At 53.0% G+C, this 22,156-nt stretch carries 18 protein-coding genes; all 18 read left to right on the top strand.

All coding sequences use genetic code 11. The annotated features are described in order from the left end of the window. Window positions 1–8 precede the first annotated feature (8 nt). The 18 genes from JW953_23275 (at window position 9) to JW953_23190 (ending at window position 21,942) form a co-directional block, all read left to right on the top strand. Window positions 9–506, top strand: coding sequence for a biotin/lipoyl-binding protein (locus tag JW953_23275; protein MBN1995629.1), 498 nt, complete (start codon window positions 9–11; stop codon window positions 504–506). A gap of 185 nt (window positions 507–691) precedes the next feature. Beyond that, complete coding sequence (locus JW953_23270) at window positions 692–2,566, top strand: GAF domain-containing protein (GenBank protein MBN1995628.1); 1,875 nt, start codon at window positions 692–694, stop codon at window positions 2,564–2,566. Window positions 2,567–2,645: 79 nt separating this feature from the next. Beyond that, on the top strand, window positions 2,646–4,229 hold the full coding sequence (locus tag JW953_23265; protein ID MBN1995627.1) for an O-antigen ligase family protein: 1,584 nt from the start codon (window positions 2,646–2,648) through the stop codon (window positions 4,227–4,229). 360 nt (window positions 4,230–4,589) lie between these two features. Beyond that, the gene (locus JW953_23260) at window positions 4,590–6,182 is read left to right on the top strand and encodes a hypothetical protein (protein ID MBN1995626.1); all 1,593 of its coding nucleotides are present in this window, start codon (window positions 4,590–4,592) and stop codon (window positions 6,180–6,182) included. Between the two features lie 2 nt (window positions 6,183–6,184). Then, window positions 6,185–6,610, top strand: a complete 426-nt coding sequence (locus JW953_23255) for a hypothetical protein (GenBank protein ID MBN1995625.1) — start codon at window positions 6,185–6,187, stop codon at window positions 6,608–6,610. A gap of 202 nt (window positions 6,611–6,812) precedes the next feature. Beyond that, window positions 6,813–8,099 carry a LysM peptidoglycan-binding domain-containing M23 family metallopeptidase gene (locus JW953_23250; GenBank protein ID MBN1995624.1) on the top strand — a complete coding sequence of 429 codons (1,287 nt, stop codon included), beginning with the start codon at window positions 6,813–6,815 and terminating at the stop codon, window positions 8,097–8,099. A gap of 15 nt (window positions 8,100–8,114) precedes the next feature. Further along, a complete protein-coding gene (locus JW953_23245; GenBank protein MBN1995623.1) occupies window positions 8,115–8,882 on the top strand; it encodes an HAD family hydrolase in 768 nt (255 codons plus the stop codon). 23 nt (window positions 8,883–8,905) lie between these two features. Continuing rightward, window positions 8,906–9,808 (top strand): quinate 5-dehydrogenase, encoded by a 903-nt coding sequence (locus JW953_23240; GenBank protein ID MBN1995622.1) that lies wholly within the window; start codon window positions 8,906–8,908, stop codon window positions 9,806–9,808. Between the two features lie 381 nt (window positions 9,809–10,189). Continuing rightward, complete coding sequence (locus tag JW953_23235; GenBank protein ID MBN1995621.1) at window positions 10,190–11,518, top strand: nucleotide sugar dehydrogenase; 1,329 nt, start codon at window positions 10,190–10,192, stop codon at window positions 11,516–11,518. Further along, window positions 11,518–12,495: a GDP-mannose 4,6-dehydratase gene (locus tag JW953_23230; GenBank protein ID MBN1995620.1), complete on the top strand. Its 978-nt coding sequence runs from the start codon at window positions 11,518–11,520 to the stop codon at window positions 12,493–12,495. Before JW953_23235 ends, JW953_23230 begins: the two co-directional genes overlap by 1 nt. A 31-nt stretch (window positions 12,496–12,526) precedes the next feature. Beyond that, the gene (locus JW953_23225) at window positions 12,527–13,546 is read left to right on the top strand and encodes a Gfo/Idh/MocA family oxidoreductase (GenBank protein MBN1995619.1); all 1,020 of its coding nucleotides are present in this window, start codon (window positions 12,527–12,529) and stop codon (window positions 13,544–13,546) included. 198 nt (window positions 13,547–13,744) lie between these two features. After that, window positions 13,745–14,935 (top strand): four helix bundle protein, encoded by a 1,191-nt coding sequence (locus JW953_23220; GenBank protein MBN1995618.1) that lies wholly within the window; start codon window positions 13,745–13,747, stop codon window positions 14,933–14,935. A gap of 3 nt (window positions 14,936–14,938) precedes the next feature. Further along, a complete protein-coding gene (gene wecB / locus JW953_23215) occupies window positions 14,939–15,988 on the top strand; it encodes a UDP-N-acetylglucosamine 2-epimerase (non-hydrolyzing) (protein MBN1995617.1) in 1,050 nt (349 codons plus the stop codon). 140 nt (window positions 15,989–16,128) lie between these two features. Then, the gene (locus JW953_23210; GenBank protein MBN1995616.1) at window positions 16,129–16,617 is read left to right on the top strand and encodes a hypothetical protein; all 489 of its coding nucleotides are present in this window, start codon (window positions 16,129–16,131) and stop codon (window positions 16,615–16,617) included. Further along, window positions 16,614–17,534, top strand: a complete 921-nt coding sequence (gene cysD, locus JW953_23205; GenBank protein MBN1995615.1) for a sulfate adenylyltransferase subunit CysD — start codon at window positions 16,614–16,616, stop codon at window positions 17,532–17,534. The genes JW953_23210 and cysD overlap by 4 nt, the downstream gene beginning before the upstream one ends. Window positions 17,535–17,537: 3 nt before the next feature. After that, window positions 17,538–19,442, top strand: coding sequence for a sulfate adenylyltransferase subunit CysN (gene cysN / locus JW953_23200; protein MBN1995614.1), 1,905 nt, complete (start codon window positions 17,538–17,540; stop codon window positions 19,440–19,442). Window positions 19,443–19,874: 432 nt separating this feature from the next. Beyond that, window positions 19,875–20,447 (top strand): hypothetical protein, encoded by a 573-nt coding sequence (locus JW953_23195; protein MBN1995613.1) that lies wholly within the window; start codon window positions 19,875–19,877, stop codon window positions 20,445–20,447. 220 nt (window positions 20,448–20,667) lie between these two features. Next, window positions 20,668–21,942 carry a hypothetical protein gene (locus JW953_23190; protein MBN1995612.1) on the top strand — a complete coding sequence of 425 codons (1,275 nt, stop codon included), beginning with the start codon at window positions 20,668–20,670 and terminating at the stop codon, window positions 21,940–21,942. Window positions 21,943–22,156 lie beyond the last annotated feature (214 nt).

Here is a 22,156-nt window from a genome sequence, read left to right as displayed (position 1 = left end):
CTTAATTCATGAAATATCTAACCACAATTGGTGATACGCAATTCACCATTGACATTAACCGGGATGGCCAGGTAATCGTTGACGGTAAAGTGATAAACGTTGACATGCAGCGCATGGTAGACACCACCATGTATTCCCTGATCATCAACAGCGTCTCGCATGATGTGCGCATGAGCGAAGGCGAAGGCGTTTACCTGGCCGAGGTCAGCGGCGAAATTTTTGAGGTGTTGGTTGAGGATGAACGCACTCGCCGCCTGGCCGGTCTAAAAGGCGGTCCAGGGGCAATAACCGGCGAAGCGATCATCAAAGCGCCGATGCCCGGCGTAGTGGTTGATGTTTTAGTAACCCTGGGCCAAACGGTTGAACAGGGAGAAATTGTGGTTGTTCTTGAATCAATGAAAATGCAAAACGAATTCAGAGCACCCCGCTCTGGCAAAATTCACACCCTCCGCGTGACAACCGGCGACAAGATTGAACAAGGCGCCGTAATGCTCACCATTTCTTGATTACCCCCGTACTTATGCTATAATTTAAGGGGGCAGCGTCAAAATCCTTTACACCTTACAAGATGCATAAACAGAGCCTAAAGGTATCTGGGGCTGGGAATTTTCCAAAAAAACAACCTTTGGGTTTGGTAGGGTTTGGTTTTGCTCTCCCTTTATTTTGCCATTGACGTATAACCGGGAGTCAAATGATAAAAACACCACAAATAAACGTTTCCGCTTCTGTTAATCAGCAGGCACAGGTAGCCGGAACGTCGGAAAGGCCTCAGCCCGGCCCGGATAAACTTGAACGCCTGACCGCCGAAATCAAAGAAGTGACCACGCTTTACAATATAGGCGTAGCCTCTGGTTCCAGTCTCAATCTCAAAGAAGTTATCTGGACCCTTTACAAAGAAAGCGGGCGGTTGATAGATACGGCTAACTTTGCTATTGTTATTTGTAGCGGCCAGAGCAAAATCCTGAATTTTTATTTGGTTTTTGACCAGCGTAAGCCGGTCAAACCTTTCTCGGTCAGGTTCTCAGAAAAAGGGCTTACCAGTCAAGTCATCGCCAAACAAACACCCATGTTAGTGGCTGACCTTGGGCAAACTGGCGCAATGGCTGAAACCGACCACATTCAGCCCGACACGCCTATCCGCTCCTGGCTGGGCGTGCCCATTCTCAATCCTCTCCTCAAAAATGGAAAAGCGCAGGGCGCTATTATCACCTGGAGTTACCGGCCCAATGCTTTTACCGATCACAATTTATGGCTGCTTTCAGCCATTGGCACGCAGGCGGCCATTGCTATTCGCAACGCGCAACTTTTTGAGGCCAGCCAACGACGGGCCAAAGAAACGGCTGTGCTAAACGATGTAGCCCGCACTCTCTCCTCTACCTTGCACCTTGACGAAGTATTGACTCGGATTATGGAGCAAGTTGACAACCTGCTCAACGTAGAAGCAGGTTCTTTGCTTTTAACCGATACCGAAACCGGCAACCTGGTTTTTCAAATTGCTCTGGGCGATAAAGCCAGCGAAGTTAAACCGTTCCAAATTCCCAAGGGGCAGGGCATTGCCGGCGAGGTGGCCCTGACCGGCCAACCCTTGATGGTGGCCGATACCAGCAGCGATGAGCGTCACTTTAAACAACTCGATCAAGAAATTGATTTTTCCACCCGCAACATCCTGTGCGTGCCGCTGATTTTGCATGATACAGTGATTGGGGTGCTGGAAGTAATGAATAAGCGGGTGGGCAATTTTACCCAGCATGATTTAGAGTTGCTAAACTCTGTGGCCTCTTATGCAGCCATCGCCATTGATAACGCTCGCCTGCACGAAAGTGTGTTGGCCGAACGAGACCGGGTGATTGAAGTAGTGGAGCAAACGCGCAAAGAGTTGGCCCGCGATTTGCACGACGGCCCGACCCAACTGGTGGCCGGGATTATGATGAGCCTGGACTTTTGCAAAAAAGCCCTCACCCGAGATCCGGCCCTACTGCCGCAAGAATTTGACCGCATGCAAGACCTGGCCGGGCGGGCCAGCCATCAGCTTCGGACCGCGCTCTTTGAACTGCGCCCCCTGGTTCTGGAAACAAAGGGGCTGGGCGCGGCGCTGCAAACCTTCATCGAACGTCGCCAGAAAGACATTGGCCAAACGCCCAGGTTGACCTTCAAAATTGAAACCGCTAACCCCAGCGGCGATATTTCCCGTCAGGATGGCAAGGTAGAGGCCACCATTTTTGCCATTGTCCAAGAAACTGTCAACAATGCCATTAAACATGCCCAGGCCAATGAGATAGTGGTTGAACTAAAAGAAACGCCCAGCGCTATCTACACCCAAATCAAGGATAACGGCAAAGGCTTTGACGTGGACAAGGTGATGAGTAATTATGAGCAGCGGGGCAGCCTGGGTATGGTCAACCTCCGCGAACGGGCCGAGTTGATTGGAGGCGACCTGGCCATGCAATCTGTGCCGGGGCGGGGGACTCGGATTACTATCTTTGTGCCCAAAGAACATGCCGAACGCCTCAGAAGACGAGGCACCACTGGCCAGTTGACCCTGCCCGCCAATATGATCCCCAAATAATCCGTTTGCCCGCTATACTAAGCGTACGCTAAAATTTCCGTAAAACGGCGTCTCTATGCCGTCCTACGGAAATTTCAAAATGCGTTTGGTATATCTCCACGTAACGCGCAGCCAGTTTTGCCATAATCCCCCGGCGGGATTAAATTTAGGTAGCGTGTTACATTTTTTTATGCGAGCCAATATGCACAATCCCGCCCTGAACAAACTACGCAACTGGATCACGGCCGACGACCCTCGCCTGGCGATATTGGGCCTTATTTTTGTGGCGGTTATGGCCGGCCTGATAACCGGCGCGCTTTTTGGCGGCTTGGGGCCGATCTTGGCTATTGGGCTGGTGGGGGCCTTGGTTGTTGGCGGGTTAATGCTACGGAGCACCCAGGTAGGCTTATTTGCCCTGGTGGCCTTGATCTGTTTGCTGCCGTATGGCGCGTTACCTTTTAAAATTGGCTTCCGGCCAAATTTTTTGGACCTGGCCCTGGTTGCGCTCTTTGCGGTGTGGCTGGTGCGGCTGATTACCGGACAACAACGTACTTTTGTCATTTCGCCGCTGGGAGGGCTTATTTTTGCCTTTCTGGGATGGGCCCTTTTTATTTTTATTTTTGGCTTGCGCTACGGGGGGTTAAATGTTACTGTGGCCCGTAACTTTGTGGAGGTCTTGCTGGCGGTCAGCCTTTTTTTTCTGGCCATCAACCAGATTAAAAATCTCAAACAGATCAATCAAATCTCGCGCGTAATCATTTTGGCCGGAGGAGCGGCTTCGGCCCTGGGCATCTTTTTTTACTTTATCCCCGGTGATTGGACGGTCAGAATTCTATCGCTGCTGCGTGTTTTTCAGTATCCAACCGAAGGTATCTTGCGCTATATTGAAGATGACCCGGAACAGCCCATGCGAGCCATTTCTACCTCTATTGATCCCAACGCCCTGGGCGGCTTGCTGGTTTTCCTGATCATTATCACCGTAACGCATCTTTTTGCGCCCACCCCCCTTATGCCCCGCCGCTATCTGCTGGTGATAGCCGGAATGATGGCTCTAACGCTTTATCTTACCTTTTCACGCGGCTCATTAGCGGGCGTTGTGGCCGGGCTGGGCGTTATCGGCCTGTTGCGCCATCGCAAACTGCTGGGGTTGATGTTGGTTGTGGCGGCGCTGGTGCTGGTGCTGCCTCAAACCCAAATTTACATAGAACGTTTCAGTGAGGGCATCCGAGGCGAAGACCTGGCTACGCAAATGCGTTTTGGCGAATACAAGGATGCCCTTAACCTCATTAGCCGCTATCCTTTAACCGGCGTCGGCTTTTTTGGCACGCCTGATATTGACGTTTACGTGGGCGTTTCAATGGTGTATTTGCTGCTGGCCCAACAGATGGGACTGATTGGAGCCGGGCTTTACGCCATCATTGGCCTGACTTACCTGGTTATTATTCTTGTCACTTTTTATCGCCTGCCCGCCGGCCATCACCTGGAAACGCCGTTATTGGCCTATGGCCTGGCCATATTGGGGGCAATGATCGGTGGGCTATTTGACCATTTCTACTTTAATTTGACCTTCATTCATATTGTTGCTTTATACTGGCTAACGATGGGTCTGGGTATGTCGGCTGTGCTTTTGGCCCAACCAGAGGACAAACCGGAACAGGAATTTACTGTAAAATCTTCACGTTAAATTTACGGACAGTCAGATTGATTTGTGCTATAGTATGGACAGTGAATAACCTGTTGCGTCAGAGCCCTCCCAGGTGGTTGCGCCCACAACCACTTTTGTAAAACCTCTTCTTTTTATCGGCCTGACTGACGCTGGAAGAATCTTCCCCAATAATATTTTTTTAAGACGCAACAGGATTTCTCGGGGCATCTAGTCCCACCCAACCCCGAGAAAAAAAGGGCGCTCGTTACCTCCCAAGCGAGCGCTCTTTTTCTTTAAGATGAAAAGGCCATCAACCACGAATTTGTCAAGCCTTTTGAACAAGGGTATAATTAACAAACTTTATGACTATCTTCAGTACATTTAGAGGTATTCCCTGTCTTGGCCCAACGCAAAACCCAAACCCCCGCTTACTGGCAAGAACAATTTCTGGTTAGTGATCAAGATATTGAGTTCATCTATAATCGGATTCTGGAAGAAACCAGGCTGTATAACCTGGACAACATTGCTATTGCCTTAGTTAAGCGCCACTGCGATGCCGAAGAATTAGAGGCCAGAAGCGAACTTCAAGAAGGCAAAATTTACCAGCCCGACGAAAGTTATGCTGTGGGTGAATACGTTGTTTTCCCTCTCCTTGATTTTGCCATGGGCACAGTGCAATATACCCGGCCCGGCACCCATCCTGAATATGGCCACTTTACCGTCATCGGCGTTGGCTTTGACAAAAGCGAGACAACGCGCGAGTTTGTGGCCAACTTTTCACACCCCCATCCCCTTAACACAGATAGCCAAAGCCTGGCCAATTTGCAGGGCTTGATGTCGCCGGAAGAACTTTATCAAGAATATAAATCGGCCATTCGCCCCAAAATCAAAGCCGCGCTGCAAGCAAATGACGATTTTGTTGAATTTCACGAACAATATTTTTTGCGAGACCTTCTCTCTGATTTTCACGAAGGCCTGTTCAACATTGCCGATGCCGCTATTGACATTAATAACGGCCCCTTGAGTGTTGACGCTCTAATTGAACAAATGGGGTTAGCCGAGGACGGCCAAATCACCGACCTGACCCGCTTTTCCGTAAACTACCGGCTGGCCGACGATGAACGATTCGACGATGTTGGCCCCAGCGGGCAGGTATTATGGTACCTGGAACGCCTGGAACCGCCCGAAGCGCATCACCCGCCGCGCCGTTTGCAAATTAGCCCCCAACCCTACAATGCCGATGCCTTTGACGATGACCTATACAATTTATTAGCCGAGATAGACGACGAAGCTTCAGACCCAGCCGACATTCCCGCCGTTGGGCCAGACATTGATCGGGTGACGATTACGCTAAATTATCCCCACCGGCGGGTGGGCACTTTGCCCCTGACCCCTAAAACTCAATCCTTCTTCCCCATCAGCCATTACAATCCCGTTCTCTTTGAATTTATTGACGGGCTTACCGGCAACACCTTCCCCGGCTGGGTAGTTTTAGAAAACAAATATGTGTTTGGTTTAGGGGAATGGTATCAAAAAAATAAGCTGCCGGTGGGAGCCTATCTTGACCTCAAACGCACCGATGACCCTATGCGGGTGATTGTGAATTACCAACCCACCCGCACCCAACGCGATTGGATTCGCATGGTCGTCGTGTCGGGCCACAAGCTTACCTTTCAAATGAATAAAGAAGCCATTAAGTGCAAATATGACGAGCTAATGATCATGGGCGATACCAACCAGGCCGACGTTGACCGGCTATGGCTGAATGCCGAAGAAAAAGAGTGGCCCATTTATGATCTGCTCTGCCAAATCTTCCCCGAATTGTCTAAACTCAACCCGCAAAGCACCGTGCACGCCAAAACCCTTTACAGCGCCGTCAACATCGTGCGGCGAGCCTCGCCCGGTACAGTCTTTCAGGAACTGATGAGGCATGCCTGTTTTGTGCCCATGAATCACGGCTACTGGATTTACGACCCTGATCTAAAAGAGTAAATATGGCCAGATACGTAAAACCAACCCTTGACACAAAATTTCATATTGACTTTTCCTGGTGGCAAAAACAGGACCAAAAACTCAAAATTCACCTGCAAAGTCACGCCTGCCCGGAATGTCAAAAAAAGTATCAAACGCTCAATCAACAAACCTTCGACTGGATTGATCCGGAAACAGGGGAAGTTTTTGAATTGGATATACTTTGGCACCTCATTTACACCCATTGCAGCCAACAACCTGATTTCATAGAAGAGTACATGCCCTTAACAACAGCCATCTTCCGGGCCTTCATTGCCAAAAACAATACCCCCCTGACCCCCTCGGAAATCCATGAAACGATCCGGCAAAAATCGCCCTCCCTCATCTTAAGAACCATTGGAGGGCACAAAATATACCAGGGCATTCGCCCGGTGATGATGTCGGTTTAAAATCTTCGTTTGTTCGACATCCAGGCAACAGTCAACAAATCATACACCGCCCCACGCCGGCGGTGTTTTCTTTTGGGCCAGAGGGTAGAGACACAACAATGTCTTGTCTCTACCGCCAAATTTTGGAATGCGCCCTTTCCTTTTCCCCTACTGGCGTAATTCCAGGGTTAAGATTAAAATACAGGCAGTAAGAATATAGACAATGACCAATTTGCAAAAAGCGTTGAATTTTATAATTACTCTCACGCTCTTGCTGCTGGGGGCGACCAGGGCGGTTATGGCCGCTCCCCTCTCCGGCAACAATTGCCAGATAGACGGTCATGATCTCATTTACACCGTTCAGCCGGGCGACACCTTGACCCTGATTGCGTGGCAATACAACCTGACCCTGGCCGACCTTATTTTGACCAATAACCTGCCCAACCCCAACCTCATCTTCCCCGGCCAACAACTGATTTTGCCCGGCGTGCCGCCACCCAGCCCGTCCCCTTCACTTCCCCTTCCCTCCGACCAGTTTCACGTGGTCCAACCAGGCGAAACGCTCTTTGGCATTGCCAATATGTACGGTGTTTCCATAGGCGCCCTGGTGTTGGCCAATGATTTGCCTGACCCTAACCTCATCCAGGTTGGCCAGACCCTGCAAATCCCCGCCGGTCCGCCGCCGACACCCGAACCATTGGCCGCCCCTTTTCAGAGTATTGAGCTATCTGAGCCGGTTATTATTCAGGGGCGCACGCTGGTGATCAAAGTTACCCTGGCGGCAGAGGCAACCCTCAGCGGCAATTTTGAGGGCCGTCCTCTCTTCTTTAGTAACGATGGGCACGGCCACTTTTGGAGTATCATCGCCATCCATGCCCTCACCGAACCCAACATCTACCCCCTTACCCTGGCAGCCACCCTGCCCGACGGCGCAGTTGTAACTACGTTCCAAAATGTGACCGTGGTTGAAGGTCCCTACAGTACCGAAAATATTGAGTTGGACGACAGCCATAGCGAGTTGCTGGATGCAGAGTTAATTCGGCTTGAGCGGGAGAAGATGGTAGACCTTTGGCGGCGAGTATCCCCCCGCCCGCGTTGGGAGGGACCATTTCGGTACCCGGTTGAAGTCAATTCACTCCGCATCACCAGTTACTTTGGCACCCGGCGTAGTTATAATAACAGTCCCGACATCAGCTTTCATGGCGGCGTTGATTTTGGTGGGGGGACGGGCAAGCCCATTTACGCAGCGGCGGCCGGCACAGTTGTTTTAGCCGAAGAACTTACCCTCCGCGGCAAAGCAGTGCTGATTGACCACGGCATGGGCTTATTCAGCGGCTACTGGCACCAGAGCCAATTGGCCGTAACCGTAGGGCAAGAAGTGCAGGTGGGCGACCTGATTGGCTACATGGGCGATACCGGCCTGGTGACCGGGCCGCATTTACACTGGGAAATACGCCTGCAAGGTATCGCCGTGGAGCCACTGCAATGGGTGCAGGAGGCTATCCCCTAATTCAAGGATACAATAATGGATAACAAAAAAACCTACCTGATAGACATGGACGGCGTGTTGGTACACGGCCAAAAGGCCATCCCCGGAGCGGCCGGGTTTATTCATCGCCTGATCAAAGAGGGACACAAATATCTTATTCTAACCAACAATTCGCGCTACACCCCCACCGACTTACAACATCGCCTGCAAGCAACCGGGATCAAGATAGCTACCGACCACATTTACAGCAGCGCCCTGGCCACGGCGGCTTTTGTGCAATCACAAAAACCAAACGGCTCGGCTTATGTATTGGGAGACATAGGACTGTACCAGGCCCTGGCCGATGTTGGCTACACCCTCACCGATTATCATCCCGATTACGTGATTGTGGGAGAAACAATGTCTTACGCCTACGATAAAATTGTTAGAGCTACTGAACTCATCTCAAATGGGGTGCCCTTTATTGCTACCAACCCCGATCCATCAGGTCCGGCAGAACAGGGCGTGCTAACTCCGGCCTGTGGCGCGGTAGCGGCCTTGATAGAAAAAGCAACCGGTTTCAGTCCCTATTTTGTGGGCAAACCCAATCCGCTGATGATGCGCTCGGCCCTGCGTTACCTGGACGAACATTCCGAGAATGCCGTGATCGTTGGAGACCGGATGGACACCGACATCAAAGTAGGGCTAGAGAGCGGGATGGAGACAATTTTGGTGTTGACCGGCGTTACTAAAACCGAGATGATCGCTCACTTTCCCTACCGTCCCAACCATGTCGTCAACTCAGTAGCCGATATTGAGCTATAGCTTTTTTGACCAGGAGCAACATTATGAAACACGTGGTTAGCATTAGTTTGGGCAGCTCCAAACGGGATAAAAAGATTGACTTCAAATTGGGCGACCAAATCATTATTCTGGAACGGATTGGCTGTGACGGCGATGAAAAAAAGGCGCGCGCCCTGTTTGCCGAGATGGACGGCCGGGTGGATGCTTTGGGCGTCGGCGGCGTTGAGCTTTACGTGCGGGTGAAAAACAAGGATTATCCGCTGCGCTCGGGCCTGAACTTGATCAAAGACGTTAAACAGACTCCCTGCACCGATGGACGCGGCATCAAGATGGTTATTGAACGGAATGTCTTCCAGTTGGCCGAACCCCACTTCAAGCGGCCCATCTTGCCCCGCAAAGCCATGATGCCCCTGGCCGCCGACCGTTTTGGCCTGGCCGAGTCGCTGCACGAGGCCAACTTTGACTTAGTTTTTTGCGACCTCATGTTTGGCCTGGGCCTGCCTATTCCGGTGTACGGCCTGCAACGATTACGCACCATAGCCGCCATCTTGCTGCCTATGGTGGGGCTGATGCCCATTAGTATGCTTTACCCTACCGGCCAGAGCCAAGATGAAAATATTCCCAAATACGATAAATGGTTCAACTACGGGCCGGTCATTGCCGGGGATTTTTTATACATTCGCCGTTACATGCCCCTTGACTTGAGCGGAAAAGTGATCATTACCAATACCACCACCGCGGAGGACGTTGATCTTTTAAAATCGCGCGGCCTGGCTTACCTGGTCACCAGCACGCCCCGGGTAGAAGGGCGATCGTTTGGCACCAATATGTTAGAAGCGGCTCTCATTGCCTACGCCGGCAAAGGCCGGGAATTAAACAATGCCGAACTCCAGGCCCTGGTAAAAGAATTAGAGCTAAAGCCAAACGTGCAAGAACTAAATCCATAATTTTTTGCCCGGCAAAAACGGTTGTGCTAAAATAGCGGTTTGTGTTAGCCGGGATGAAGCAATGAAATAAGATTGGAGATAGGGCCAGGCGCAATACTGGCCCTAATTTATTGCCGATCAGGTACTACATACTGAGATTAGTTTGAAACCGATACTTTCAGCAACAATAGTGGGCATGTCATTCCACGCCGCTACGCTTACAGGAGAAATCTCCTCGAAGCCGTATCGTTTAGAAGGAGATTTCTCGGCCTATGGCCTCGAAACTTGTCCTGAGCAAAGCGAATGGATGACATGCCGCTTGTCGCTCCACAAAAGTATCGGTCTCATCCTGTTTTTATTATCATATAAAAAAGAGCAACATACTTTTTAAAGGACAAAAAAATGGTAACCGATATCCAAAAAGAGGCAATAGCCAAGATCAAAAACCGGGAGGCCACGGTGGCCGTTATTGGGCTGGGATATGTGGGCCTGCCGCTGGCCGTTATTTTTGCCGAAGCCGGTTTTCAGGTGGTAGGAATTGACATCAACCCCAAACGAGTGGATACCCTTAACCAGGGCATCTCATGTATTTCTGACGTGCCCACCGAAACAATCGCCCAATTGGTCGCCCAGGGCAAGCTAAAGGCGACCACCACCTACGACGGTTTAACGGAAGCTGATGCGGCCATTATTTGCGTACCAACTCCCTTAGGCAAAACCAAAGACCCCGACCTGTCTTATGTTATTTCCGCCATAGACGAAATTGCTTACCGGCTCCATGCCGGCATGCTGGTTGTTCTGGAAAGCACCACCTATCCCGGCACCACTGAAGAACTGATCCTGCCTCGCCTGGAAAAGGCGAATGGACAAACTTATATGGCAGGCACCGACTTCTTTCTGGCCTTTTCTCCCGAACGCATTGATCCCGGCCGCCAGGATTGGATGGTGCACAATACGCCCAAGGTCATCGGCGGGGTAACGCCCAAGTGCCTGGAAGTAGCGCAAACCCTATACGCCAGCGCTATTGAGCAGGTCATCCCGGTCTCGTCGCCCAAGGTGGCGGAGATGGTGAAACTGCTGGAGAATACGTTCCGGGCGGTCAATATTGCCCTGGTCAATGAAGTAGCCATTATGTGCGACCGGCTGGGGATTGAGGTGTGGGAAGTGATTGAGGCCGCCAAAACCAAACCCTTTGGTTTTATGTCCTTTTATCCCGGCCCGGGGCTGGGCGGCCACTGCATTCCCATTGACCCGGAGTATCTGGCCTGGAAATTAAAAACACTCAATTATAACGCCCGCTTTATCCAACTGGCCGCGGAAGTCAACTTTGGCATGCCCCAATACGTGACGGACAAAATTGTTGACGCGCTCAATGAAGACAAAAAAGCGGTGAAAGGTTCCCGTATTTTGATCTTGGGCGTAGCGTATAAAGAGGATGTGGGCGACCTGCGAGAGTCGCCGGCCCTGGACCTGATCCACTTACTGCAAACCAAAGGGGCGGAGGTGATTTATCACGACCCCTATGTGCCCCACTTGAATGAAGACGGCCTGGTTTTAACCAGCATCACCCTGAATCAGGCCGCCTTGCAGCAAGCCGATTGTGTGGTTATTACCGCCGCGCATAACACCTACGATTGGCCATGGGTGTTAAAATATAGTCAATTAGTAGTGGATACGCGAAACGCAACGCGAGCGGTGACAGGCAGCGCAGCGCGGGTGGTGAAACTGTAGTGGGCAACTACCTTGTTACCGGAGCGGCGGGCTTTATTGGTTGGAAGGTTTGTGAATTTTTGCTGGCCGAAAATCATACCGTGCTGGGGCTGGACAATCTCAACGACGCCTACGATGTTCGCCTTAAGGAATGGCGGTTGCAGCAACTTAAAGACCGCGCCGGTTTTGAGTTTCACCGTCTGGATATTACCGACCGCCCGGCTTTGACACATTCGGCTCTCAAGGGGCAGCGGTTTGACGCCGTGATAAATCTGGCCGCTCGCGCCGGCGTGCGCCAATCGGTTGAGAATCCCTGGGTTTATTTTGAAACTAACGTTACCGGCACATTGAACCTGTTGGAACTATGCCGGGAAAGCGGCATCCAAAAATTCATTCTGGCCTCTACGTCCAGCCTTTACGGCGCAAATAATCCCATGCCCTGGCGGGAAGATCAAAATACCAACCGGCCCCTTTCGCCTTACGCCGCTTCAAAAAAAGCGGCGGAGGCGCTTTGTTATTCATACCACTATCTCTACAATCTTGACGTGACCGTTTTTCGTTATTTTACGGTTTACGGGCCGGCCGGCCGGCCGGACATGAGCCTGTTTCGTTTTGTGCAGTGGATCAGCCGGGAACAACCCGTGTTGGTTTTTGGCGATGGCCAACAATTCCGTGACTTCACTTATGTAGATGATATTGCCCGGGGCACCCTGGCCGGTTTGAAGCCGGTAGGGTATGAGATCATCAACCTGGGTTCGGATGAGCCAATTGTACTCAAGGAAGCCATTGCCTTGATTGAAACGGCGGTGGGCAAAAAAGCCAGGTTAGAGTATACCCCCCGCCATCCGGCCGACATAACCAAAAGCTGGGCCGATATTAGCAAGGCCAAACAACTGCTGGATTGGCAGCCGCAAAGCAGCTTTCGGCAAGGAATAAGCGAACTGGTAGCCTGGTACCGGAACAATGAAGCCTGGGCCAAAACCATAAAAACACATTGAGCTAAAAAATACAATACATTAGGAGTTAACCGTGACAACTGACAAGGTAGCCGTTATTGGCTGTGGATACTGGGGCAAAAACCTGGTGCGAAACTTTAATCAGCTTGGCGCATTAGACATGGTGTGTGATACTACCCCCGCCGGCCGGGCTACGGCGACAGAATTGGCCCCTCAAGCAACTATCGTGGCCGAGGTGCAAGAAGCATTGGCCACCAAAACGGCCGGGGTGGTTATTGCCACGCCCGCTGAAACTCATTATCACCTGGTCAAACAGGCTTTGATGGCCGGGAAAGATGTGTTTGTGGAAAAGCCGCTGGCGCTAACCTACGAACATGGAATTGAACTGGTTCGACTGGCGGAAGAACGCCGGCGCATCCTGATGGTGGGCCACGTGCTGGAATATCATCCAGGGGTAAAAAAGTTGATGGAATTGGTGAGCCAGGGCGCGTTGGGCAAAGTGCGCTACATTTATTCCAACCGGCTAAGCCTGGGCAAAATACGCCGCGAGGAGAATATCTTGTGGAGTTTTGCCCCGCACGACGTAGCCGTGATCCTGCGCTTGATGGGCAGTCTCCCCTTCCAGGTGATTGCCTGCGGCGGCAGTTACGTGCAGCCCAATATTGCCGACGTGACAACCACCAATTTGCTCTTTGACAATGGGGTCCGCGCCCATATTTATGTTTCCTGGCTGCACCCCTTCAAGGAACAACGGCTGGTGGTGATCGGGTCGGAAAAAATGGCCAGTTTTGACGACGTGGCTAAACGACTGGTGTTATACGACCAGCGGGTCGAAATTCAAAAAGGCGAACCGGTTCCTATCAAAAGAGAAGGGGATGAGGTGCCCTTTGCTTTAGACGAGCCGCTGCGTTTAGAGTGCCAAGCGTTTCTGGAGGCCATAACTACCCGCCGCCCGCCCATAACAGACAGTTACAGCGGGCTGCGCGTGCTAAAGGTGCTGCAAGCCGCCCAACGTTCCCTGGTAATGAACGGCGAGCCGGTGGCTTTGCCCGTTGAAGCCTTTGAATTACGACCAACGACGAAAGGCCAATGACGAAGGACCAACGACGAAAGACCAACGACGAAAGACCAATGACGAAGGACCAATGACGAAAGACCAATGACGAAGGACCAACGACGAAAGACCAATGACGAAAGACCAATGACGAAAGACCAATGACGAAGGACCATTGTTCGTCGGTGGTCGGTGGTCGGTGGTCGGTGGTCATTCGTCTCTTTATAGGATAAAGCTGTGCACAAATTTGAAAAACTGGAAGTCTGGCAACTGGCCATAGAATATACCGATCTATGTTACACAATCGCGGATAAATTGCCGGAATACGAAAAATACAACCTGGCCTCGCAGTTACGCCGGGCGGCGGTATCAATTGGCTTAAACATTGCCGAAGGTTCAACCGGCCAAACCAACCCCGAACAGGCTCGTTTTCTGGGTATGGCTGTTCGTTCTCTGATTGAAACCGTGGCATGCCAGCGTTTGATTGAGCGGCGCAATTATCTGGATGACCCAACTTTACCGCAAACCGTTTATCAGGCCGGCGAGAAGTTAAGCGCCAAATTACAGGCCATGCGCCGGGCAATTTTAGGGGAAACCAGGCTGCGAGAAGAAGGAGCCGAATATTTGTACAACGAACGACCAACGACGAAGGACGAAGGATGGCAAACGAACGACGAACGACCAATGACGGACGACGAGGGGCGAGGAACGAGGAACGAAGGACCAACGACGAAGGACGAAGGGCCAATGACGGACGATGAAGGTCAAAAGAACAATGTTGGTCGTTCGTCGGTGGTCGTTGGTCTCTCAGAACAGTATTATGCCCACCCCAGCGCCTATCTGGACGAACCCTGTGAAATAGGGGCCGGCACCAAAATTTGGCACTTTTGCCACGTGATGGCTCATAGTAAAATTGGTGAACGTTGTATTTTGGGGCAAAATGTGCTGGTGGCCAATAACGTGGTTATCGGCAATAACGTTAAGATCCAAAACAATGTTTCTGTTTACACCGGCGTGGAATTGGAAGACGACGTTTTCTGCGGGCCGTCGTGCGTTTTTACCAACGTGATCAATCCTCGCTCGCAGATCAAACGGCACAGCCAATACCAAACAACACTGGTGCGGCGCGGGGTGACCATTGGGGCCAATGCCACCATTGTTTGCGGCGCCACCATTGGCCGGTATGCCTTTATTGGCGCGGGCGCGGTGGTGCGGGGCGACGCGCCCGATTATGCGCTGATGTTGGGCGTGCCGGCCAGGCAAAAGGGCTGGATGAGCCGCCACGGGCATCGCCTGACGGATCAAAACGCCGATGGCCATTTTGTTTGCCCGGAAAGCGGCTGGCGCTACCGGGAAGTTGAGCCGGGCGTGCTGCGCTGCCTGGATTGGCCCGAAGACGACCCGCTGCCGGTCAAAAACGAGGATTGAACGATGAAGATTGTTTCTGTGGTGGGAGCGCGGCCCCAGTTTGTTAAAGCGGCGGTGGTGAGCCGGGTATTGCGGGAAAAACACACCGAAATATTGGTCCACACCGGCCAACATTATGATGACGAAATGTCGCGGGTTTTTTTTGAAGAGTTGAAACTGCCTGAACCGGAGGTGAACCTGGAAGTTGGCTCCGGCCCGCAAGGCCGGCAAACGGGCCGAATGCTGACCCGGCTGGAAGCGGTGCTTCTGGCCGAACAACCGGATTGGGTGCTGGTTTACGGGGATACTAACTCTACCCTGGCCGGGGCCTTGGCTGCGGCCAAACTGCACTTGCCGGTGGCTCACGTGGAAGCCGGCCTGCGCAGCTTCAACCGGGCCATGCCCGAAGAAATCAACCGGCTGGTGGCCGATCATGTCTCAACGCTGTTGTTCTGCCCCAGCCAGACGGCGGTGGACAACCTGGCCGCAGAGGGCATTACCACGGGGGTTCACCTGGTAGGCGATGTGATGGCCGACGCCCTGGCTTTTGCGGCCAAACTGGCCCAAAAGCAATCAAACGTTTTGGCCCGGCTCAAGCTGGCCCCAAAACAGTATCTTCTGGCCACGGTTCACCGCGCCGAAAACACCAATGATCCGGCCCGTTTGAGCAATATTTTAGCCGCGTTTGACGCCCTGGCCGAACCCGTCGTCTTTCCGGTTCACCCCCGGACGCGCAAAGTGATCATGTCTTTAGCTTATACGCCCGCGCCCCACGTTCACCTTATTGAGCCGGTGGGCTACCTGGATATGGTGAAACTGGCCCAGGCGGCCCGGCTGATCTTAACCGACTCCGGCGGCTTGCAAAAAGAAGCCTGCTGGCTGGGCGTGCCGTGCATCACCCTGCGTGACGAGACCGAATGGGTGGAGACCGTGCAGGCCGGCTGGAATATTCTGGCCGGGGCGGATACGGGCCAAATTACCCAGGCCGTTGAAACATTCTCGCCCCCATCCCCTCCCCCGGCCCTGTATGGAGACGGCCAGGCGGCTCAACGGATTGGGCAAATATTGGCCTGATAAACCATATTTGACCGGAGCAACCGGCTCTTCTATAATTAAGAAGAGCCTCACGTCCTAACGGTTTTGCCAAAGGTAAGCCAGTAGTTGCTAAAAATTAGTAAACAATGCAAGCCAGCGCTTTTTGGAAGGTTATCACTATGGACCAGGCCAATCTCCTGGAACAACTGCTCAGCCTCCTGGCCGAATACCGGATTGACTATTGCGTTATCGGCGGCCAGGCGGTCAACGCGTATGTGGAGCCATTGGTCAGCCTGGACCTTAATCTGGTAGTGGCCGTTGACCAGATCAAGCGGCTTCAGGAACTTTTAGCGCAATCCTTTCAGATAAAAACGTTCCCGCACAGTTTGAACGTAACGTTACCCGGCTCAGATTTACGCGTACAGATTCAAACTGACCCTCGTTATGCTTCTTTTCCAGGCAGAGCAACCTCCCGCCAAATATTGGGTAAAGAGCTGCCGGTAGCCGGTCTGGAAGATGTTTTGCGGGGCAAAATTTGGGCGGCTCAAGACCCGGAACGACGCCCCAGCAAACGTCAAAAAGACCTGGCCGATATTGCCCGGCTATTGGAAGCTTACCCCAAACTCCGCCCGCAGGCACCGGAGGAAATTTTGGCGCGTTTAATATGAACCCAACCGGCTCGAACTCATACTTACGTTCTTATCTGGCCCAGTTAGAAGCGGAAGCCGTTTATGTGATGCGCGAAGTGATGGCCCAATTTGAGCGGCCGGTACTGCTGTTTTCGGGCGGCAAAGATTCGATTGCGCTGGCGCACCTGGCCCGTAAAGCCTTTTTTCCGGCCAAAATTCCCTTCCCCCTGCTGCACATAGACACCGGCCATAATTTCCCTGAAACCTTGCGCTTTCGGGACGCGCTGGCAGAAAAGATAGGGGCGCAACTGATTGCGCGCCGCGTGCAGGATTCCATTGACCAGGGCCGGGTGGTAGAGGAAACCGGCCCTTATGCCAGCCGGAACGGCCTGCAAACAGTGACCCTGCTGGACGCCATTGCCGAATTTAAGTTTGAAGCGGCCCTGGGAGGAGCGCGGCGCGATGAGGAAAAAGCCCGGGCCAAAGAACGCTTCTTTTCTCACCGGGACGCTTTTGGGCAATGGGACCCCAAAAACCAACGGCCGGAACTGTGGCAGCTATACAACGGCCGCAAACGGCCCAACGAGCATTTTCGCGTGTTTCCCTTAAGCAACTGGACCGAATTGGACGTGTGGTTGTACATCCAGCGTGAAAAAATCGAGCTGCCCTCGCTCTATTTCTCGCACCGGCGCGACGTGTTTTGCCGGGAAGGAGTGTTGCTGGCCGCCTCTTCCTTTGTCAGCCTGCTGCCCGGCGAAAAGATTGAGAATAAGGTCGTCCGTTTTCGCACGATTGGCGATATGACCTGCACCGGCGCGGTTGAATCCGGGGCCGCCACTGTTGATGACATCATTCAGGAAGTGGCCGTATCGCGCATCACCGAGCGCGGCGCCCGCAGCGACGACAAACGCTCGGAAGCGGCTATGGAAGATCGCAAAAAACAGGGGTATTTTTAGCAGATGGATTTACTGCGTTTAAGCACCGCCGGCAGCGTTGACGACGGCAAAAGCACCCTTATTGGCCGCCTGCTCTACGATTCAAAAGCCATTTTTGAAGACCAACTGGCTGCGGTAGAACAGGCCAGCCGCAAACGCGGGGACGAATACGTTGACCTGGCCCTGTTAATGGATGGCCTGCGGGCCGAACGGGAACAAAAAATCACCATTGACGTGGCTTACCGCTACTTTGCCACGCCCAAACGTAAGTTCATTATTGCCGACACCCCGGGGCACATCCAGTATACGCGCAATATGATCACCGGCGCTTCCACGGCCGAACTGGCCATTATCCTGATTGACGCCCGCAAAGGGGTATTGACCCAATCCAAACGGCACGGCTTTATTGCCTCGCTGCTGCAAATCCCGCACCTGGTAGTAGCCGTCAACAAAATGGACCTGGTGGATTACAGCCAGCAGGTTTACCAGCAGATTGTGGCCGCCTACCGCGAGTTTGCGGCCAAACTGGCGGTGCAGGACGTTCTCTTTATCCCCATCTCCGCCCTAAAAGGCGATAACGTGGTGGAAAAGAGCGCCAACATGCCCTGGTACGACGGCTCAACCCTGCTGCATCACCTGGAAACGGCAAATGTGGGGGCCAGCCGCAACCTGATTGATTTTCGATTTCCGGTGCAATACGTTATCCGGCCCAACCAGGACTTTCGGGGTTTTGCCGGGCAGATAGCTTCGGGCCGGATCACGCCTGGAGAAGAAGTGGTGGCGCTGCCGTCGGGCCAGCGCAGTTGGGTAAAAGCCATTGTCAGCTTTGAGGGGGAACTGGACGAAGCGGTGACGGGGGATGCGGTGGCGCTGACCCTGACGGACGAGATAGACATCAGCCGGGGCGATATGCTTGTGCGCACCCGCAACCTGCCCCAAAAGAGCAACCAACTTGACGCCACAATATGTTGGCTGGACGAAACGCCGCTGAATCCCCAACTTACCTACCGGCTGCAACACACCACCCGGCTGGTCAACGCCTTTATTTCAGAACTCAACTACAAAATTGACGTTGACACCATGCACCGCCAACCGGCCGACACCCTGACCCTGAACGAAATTGGCCGGGTTCGCCTGATCACCACCCAGCCGCTCTTTTACGACCGGTACCAACTCAACCGGGCCACCGGCAGTTTCATTTTGATTGACCCCTACACCAACGCCACTGTGGCCGCCGGCATGATCCGGGGCCAGGCGCGCCGGCTTGACGACTTAATTGAAACAAAACAAGCCCCCACCTCACCGCGCCAACAATCGCCCGACGTGGTGTGGCAGCAAGCCGGAACCACGCGCGAGCAGCGCGAACAACAAAACGGCCACCGGGCGGCGGTATTGTGGTTTACGGGCCTGTCCAGCTCCGGCAAGTCAACCGTAGCCCGCAAAGTGGAGCAGCGGCTCTTTGAGTTGGGCTGCCGCACCATGTACCTGGACGGCGACAATCTACGCCACGGTTTGAACGGCGACCTGGGCTTTAGCGAGACCGACCGCAAAGAAAACATCCGCCGGGCCGCCGAGGTAGCGAAATTGGCTTTTGAGCACGGCAACATTGCCCTGTGCAGTTTTATCTCCCCCTTTCAGAGCGACCGCGACTTTGCCCGCTCTTTGCTGCCGGAAGGCCGGTTTTTGGAAATTTTTGTCAAGTGCGATCTGGCCGTGTGCCAGCGCCGCGACCGCAAAGGCTTGTACGCCCGGGCCATCCGGGGCGAGATCAAAGACTTCACCGGCATCACCTCCCCCTACGAAGCGCCGCAGCAGCCGGATCTGCTGGTGGAAACCGACATCCACAGCCCCGACCAGATTGTGGAACAGATCATCACCGAACTGGTTCGCCGGGAGATTTTGACCGCCGGCGAGACTGCCCGAGGATGAAGGGGAAAGATGAACGGGCATTTCGTAAAAAATGCACGCCTGAATATACGAATGAGCAAATGGCCGTAATCAAGGAGTGACTTGAATGGCTGAATATGCCCTTTGAAAAAGTCCATAGCCTGCCTTATTTACTTGATTTGTGTAAAAACAAACACTGTGCTAGAATTGCCGCCTAATGCAGGCAGTTGTCAATGGGGATTGAGGACTGCCGTTCTGTTTTTCCCGGCCACGCAGAAACTGGGGAAAAACGGAGCCAGGGGGAGGGGTAGTATGGCCAAACAACCCTGTCGGAGGCGGCGCGTATAAGTAAGATGTAAATAGGATGTAAATAGGATCTAAATAGGATGAAGGTTGGCAGTTAACCCCTGCACCCCTGCGCTTTACTTCCCCGTTTCTAAATAATCTCTAAACAATCTGAAAGGAGCTTTTGCCATGGCGAAAGTAAAGTTGAATCCGGTTCTGGAAAGGATCCGGGGGCAAGTAGGTGATTTGGTTTTTAAGCGGTACGGGGAAGAGGTGATCATCAGCCGCAAGCCGGACTTTGAAGACAGGGAATGGACGGCGGCGCAACTGACCGCCCGGGAGCGATTCCGCCAGGCGACGTTGTACGGCAAAATGGTGATGGCCGACGCCGGGGCCAAGGCCCTGTACGAAGAAGCGGCGGCGGCCAAGGGGCAGCCGATCTTTAGCCTGACCATTGCCGATTTTCTCAACGCGCCCTCGATTGACGAGGTGGACCTATCGGGTTACGGGGGGACGGCGGGCGACGAGATTGTGGTCCGGGCCAGCGACGATTTTGCGGTGACAGCGGTAAACGTGAGCCTGGCCGATACCGGCGGCGCAGAGATTGAAAGCGGGGCCGCAGTGGAGACGCCCCCGAACAGCGGGCGCTGGGTTTACCCCAGCACGGCGGCGGTAGCCCCCGGCACTACGGTGCGGATTGGGGTAACGGTGACAGACCGGCCCGGCGGCGTAGTGACCGCGACAGAAGAGAAGGCGGTGTAGGCGACGAATGACCAACGACCAAGGACGAACGATGATGTTGGTTGGTCGTTCATCCTTGGCCATCCGAGGGGCAAGAGATTTGGGGTTCTTCAGGAATTTGGGGAGCAGCCCTCCCCCAACCCCTCCCAAGGGGAGGGGCTTTTATCTCTCCTCCAAAGGGGAGGTCAGGTGGGGGCATTATTTTGTTGAATCAAATTATGAGTGAGGCATAACCGGACGAATGGAAGAAGAAATTGACCTGCGACAATACATTGCGGTTTTAATTAAATATTGGTACTGGATTGTGGGGCTGGGCGTGGCGGCGGCCATAATAGCCTTTGGGGTTAGTTCTTTGATGGCCCCCACTTACCAGGCGACGGCCCTGGTGACAGCCACCCAGCCTCGCTATCGCCTGCAGTTTGACTCCCGTTTTCAGACGATGCCGGAACAGGATATCCAACAACTGCTACAACGCGGCTCTAATACTTACGCCACCCTGGCCGCCAGCGATGAAATGTTTGAGCAATTGGTGGAAACAACCGGGTGGGACAGGCAGGAGCTTCAGAACAATTTACAAGCGCGGTCCGGCGAAGACCCCAATTTGTTGGCGCTAACGGTTAAAGGTAAAAACGCCGAGGAGGTGGCCCAAACAGCCAATACCTGGGCTGAAATTTTTGTAGAAAAAGCCAACACCTTATACGGCGGCAACAATGAGAAGGACCTGGAACAGATTAAGCAACAACAAGAGAGCGTGGCCCAGGCCCTGGCTCAGGCCGACGCAGCCCTCACTACTTTTAGAGAGGAAAGCGGGTTTGGGTTCGACAGTAGCAGGGATGTTGGCCAGAGCAGTGGCGGCAGTAGTAGTAGTAGTAGTATTGTGGTTTTTGAGAATAACACCGCGGATCTAAGTAACTTTGGCCTGATTGGACAACGTTTACAAACCAAAAATAAATTATTGACCGACTATGAAGCGGCTCTCGTCCAACTGCGCCAGATGCAGCGCGAGATTGAGTTATTGTCAAAAACTACCACCGCCGATAGTTCGCCGGTGTTGGTGGCCAGTTTGTTATCTGAAATGATCAATGCCGGCGCGGTGAAAGATGCGGAAACGCACCAGATACAATTGGACTCGGTTGACCCGGTGGCCGGCTTGGCGGACATGGAAAAAGTGCTGGCTTCCCGGATAACGGCCATTGAGGCCGAGGTTGAACCCCTGCGCGCCGATATTGCCGCCCTCCAGGTCGAGTTGGCCGCGCAACAGGGCCGGCTGGAACAACTTACCCGAGAACGGGACGTTATTGTCGAAACCTATGAAACCTTATCTCGTAAGGTGCAAGAAGCGCAGCTTGAGACTTTTAGTAACGGTAAGGTGAAAATAGCCAGTTTGGCCGTTCTCCCCACCGAGCCGGTTTCCTCCGGGCGGTTACTGAATACGGTGATTGCCGGCGTGTTAGGGTTAATGATTGGCGTTTTTGGCGCGTTTGCCTGGGAGTGGTGGCGAGAGGGTAAAGGGTGAAAGTAGATGTCCGGGAAAATACCTTTCATCAGGGTGGCAGGTAGCAAGGTAGCAGGTAGCAAGGTAGCAGGTAGCAAGGTAACAGGTAACAATACTGAGATTAGTTTGAAACCGTTACTTTCAGAATGTGTTTCTTAAATACATCGGCATGTCATTTCGAGGAGCTTGGAAGCGGAAGCGACTGAAGCGACGAGAAATCTACTTCAGGCGGATG

It is taken from the genome of Anaerolineae bacterium (genome assembly GCA_016931895.1).
GTDB lineage: Bacteria > Chloroflexota > Anaerolineae > 4572-78 > J111 > JAFGNV01.
This window is presented reverse-complemented; position numbering and strand designations above follow the sequence as displayed.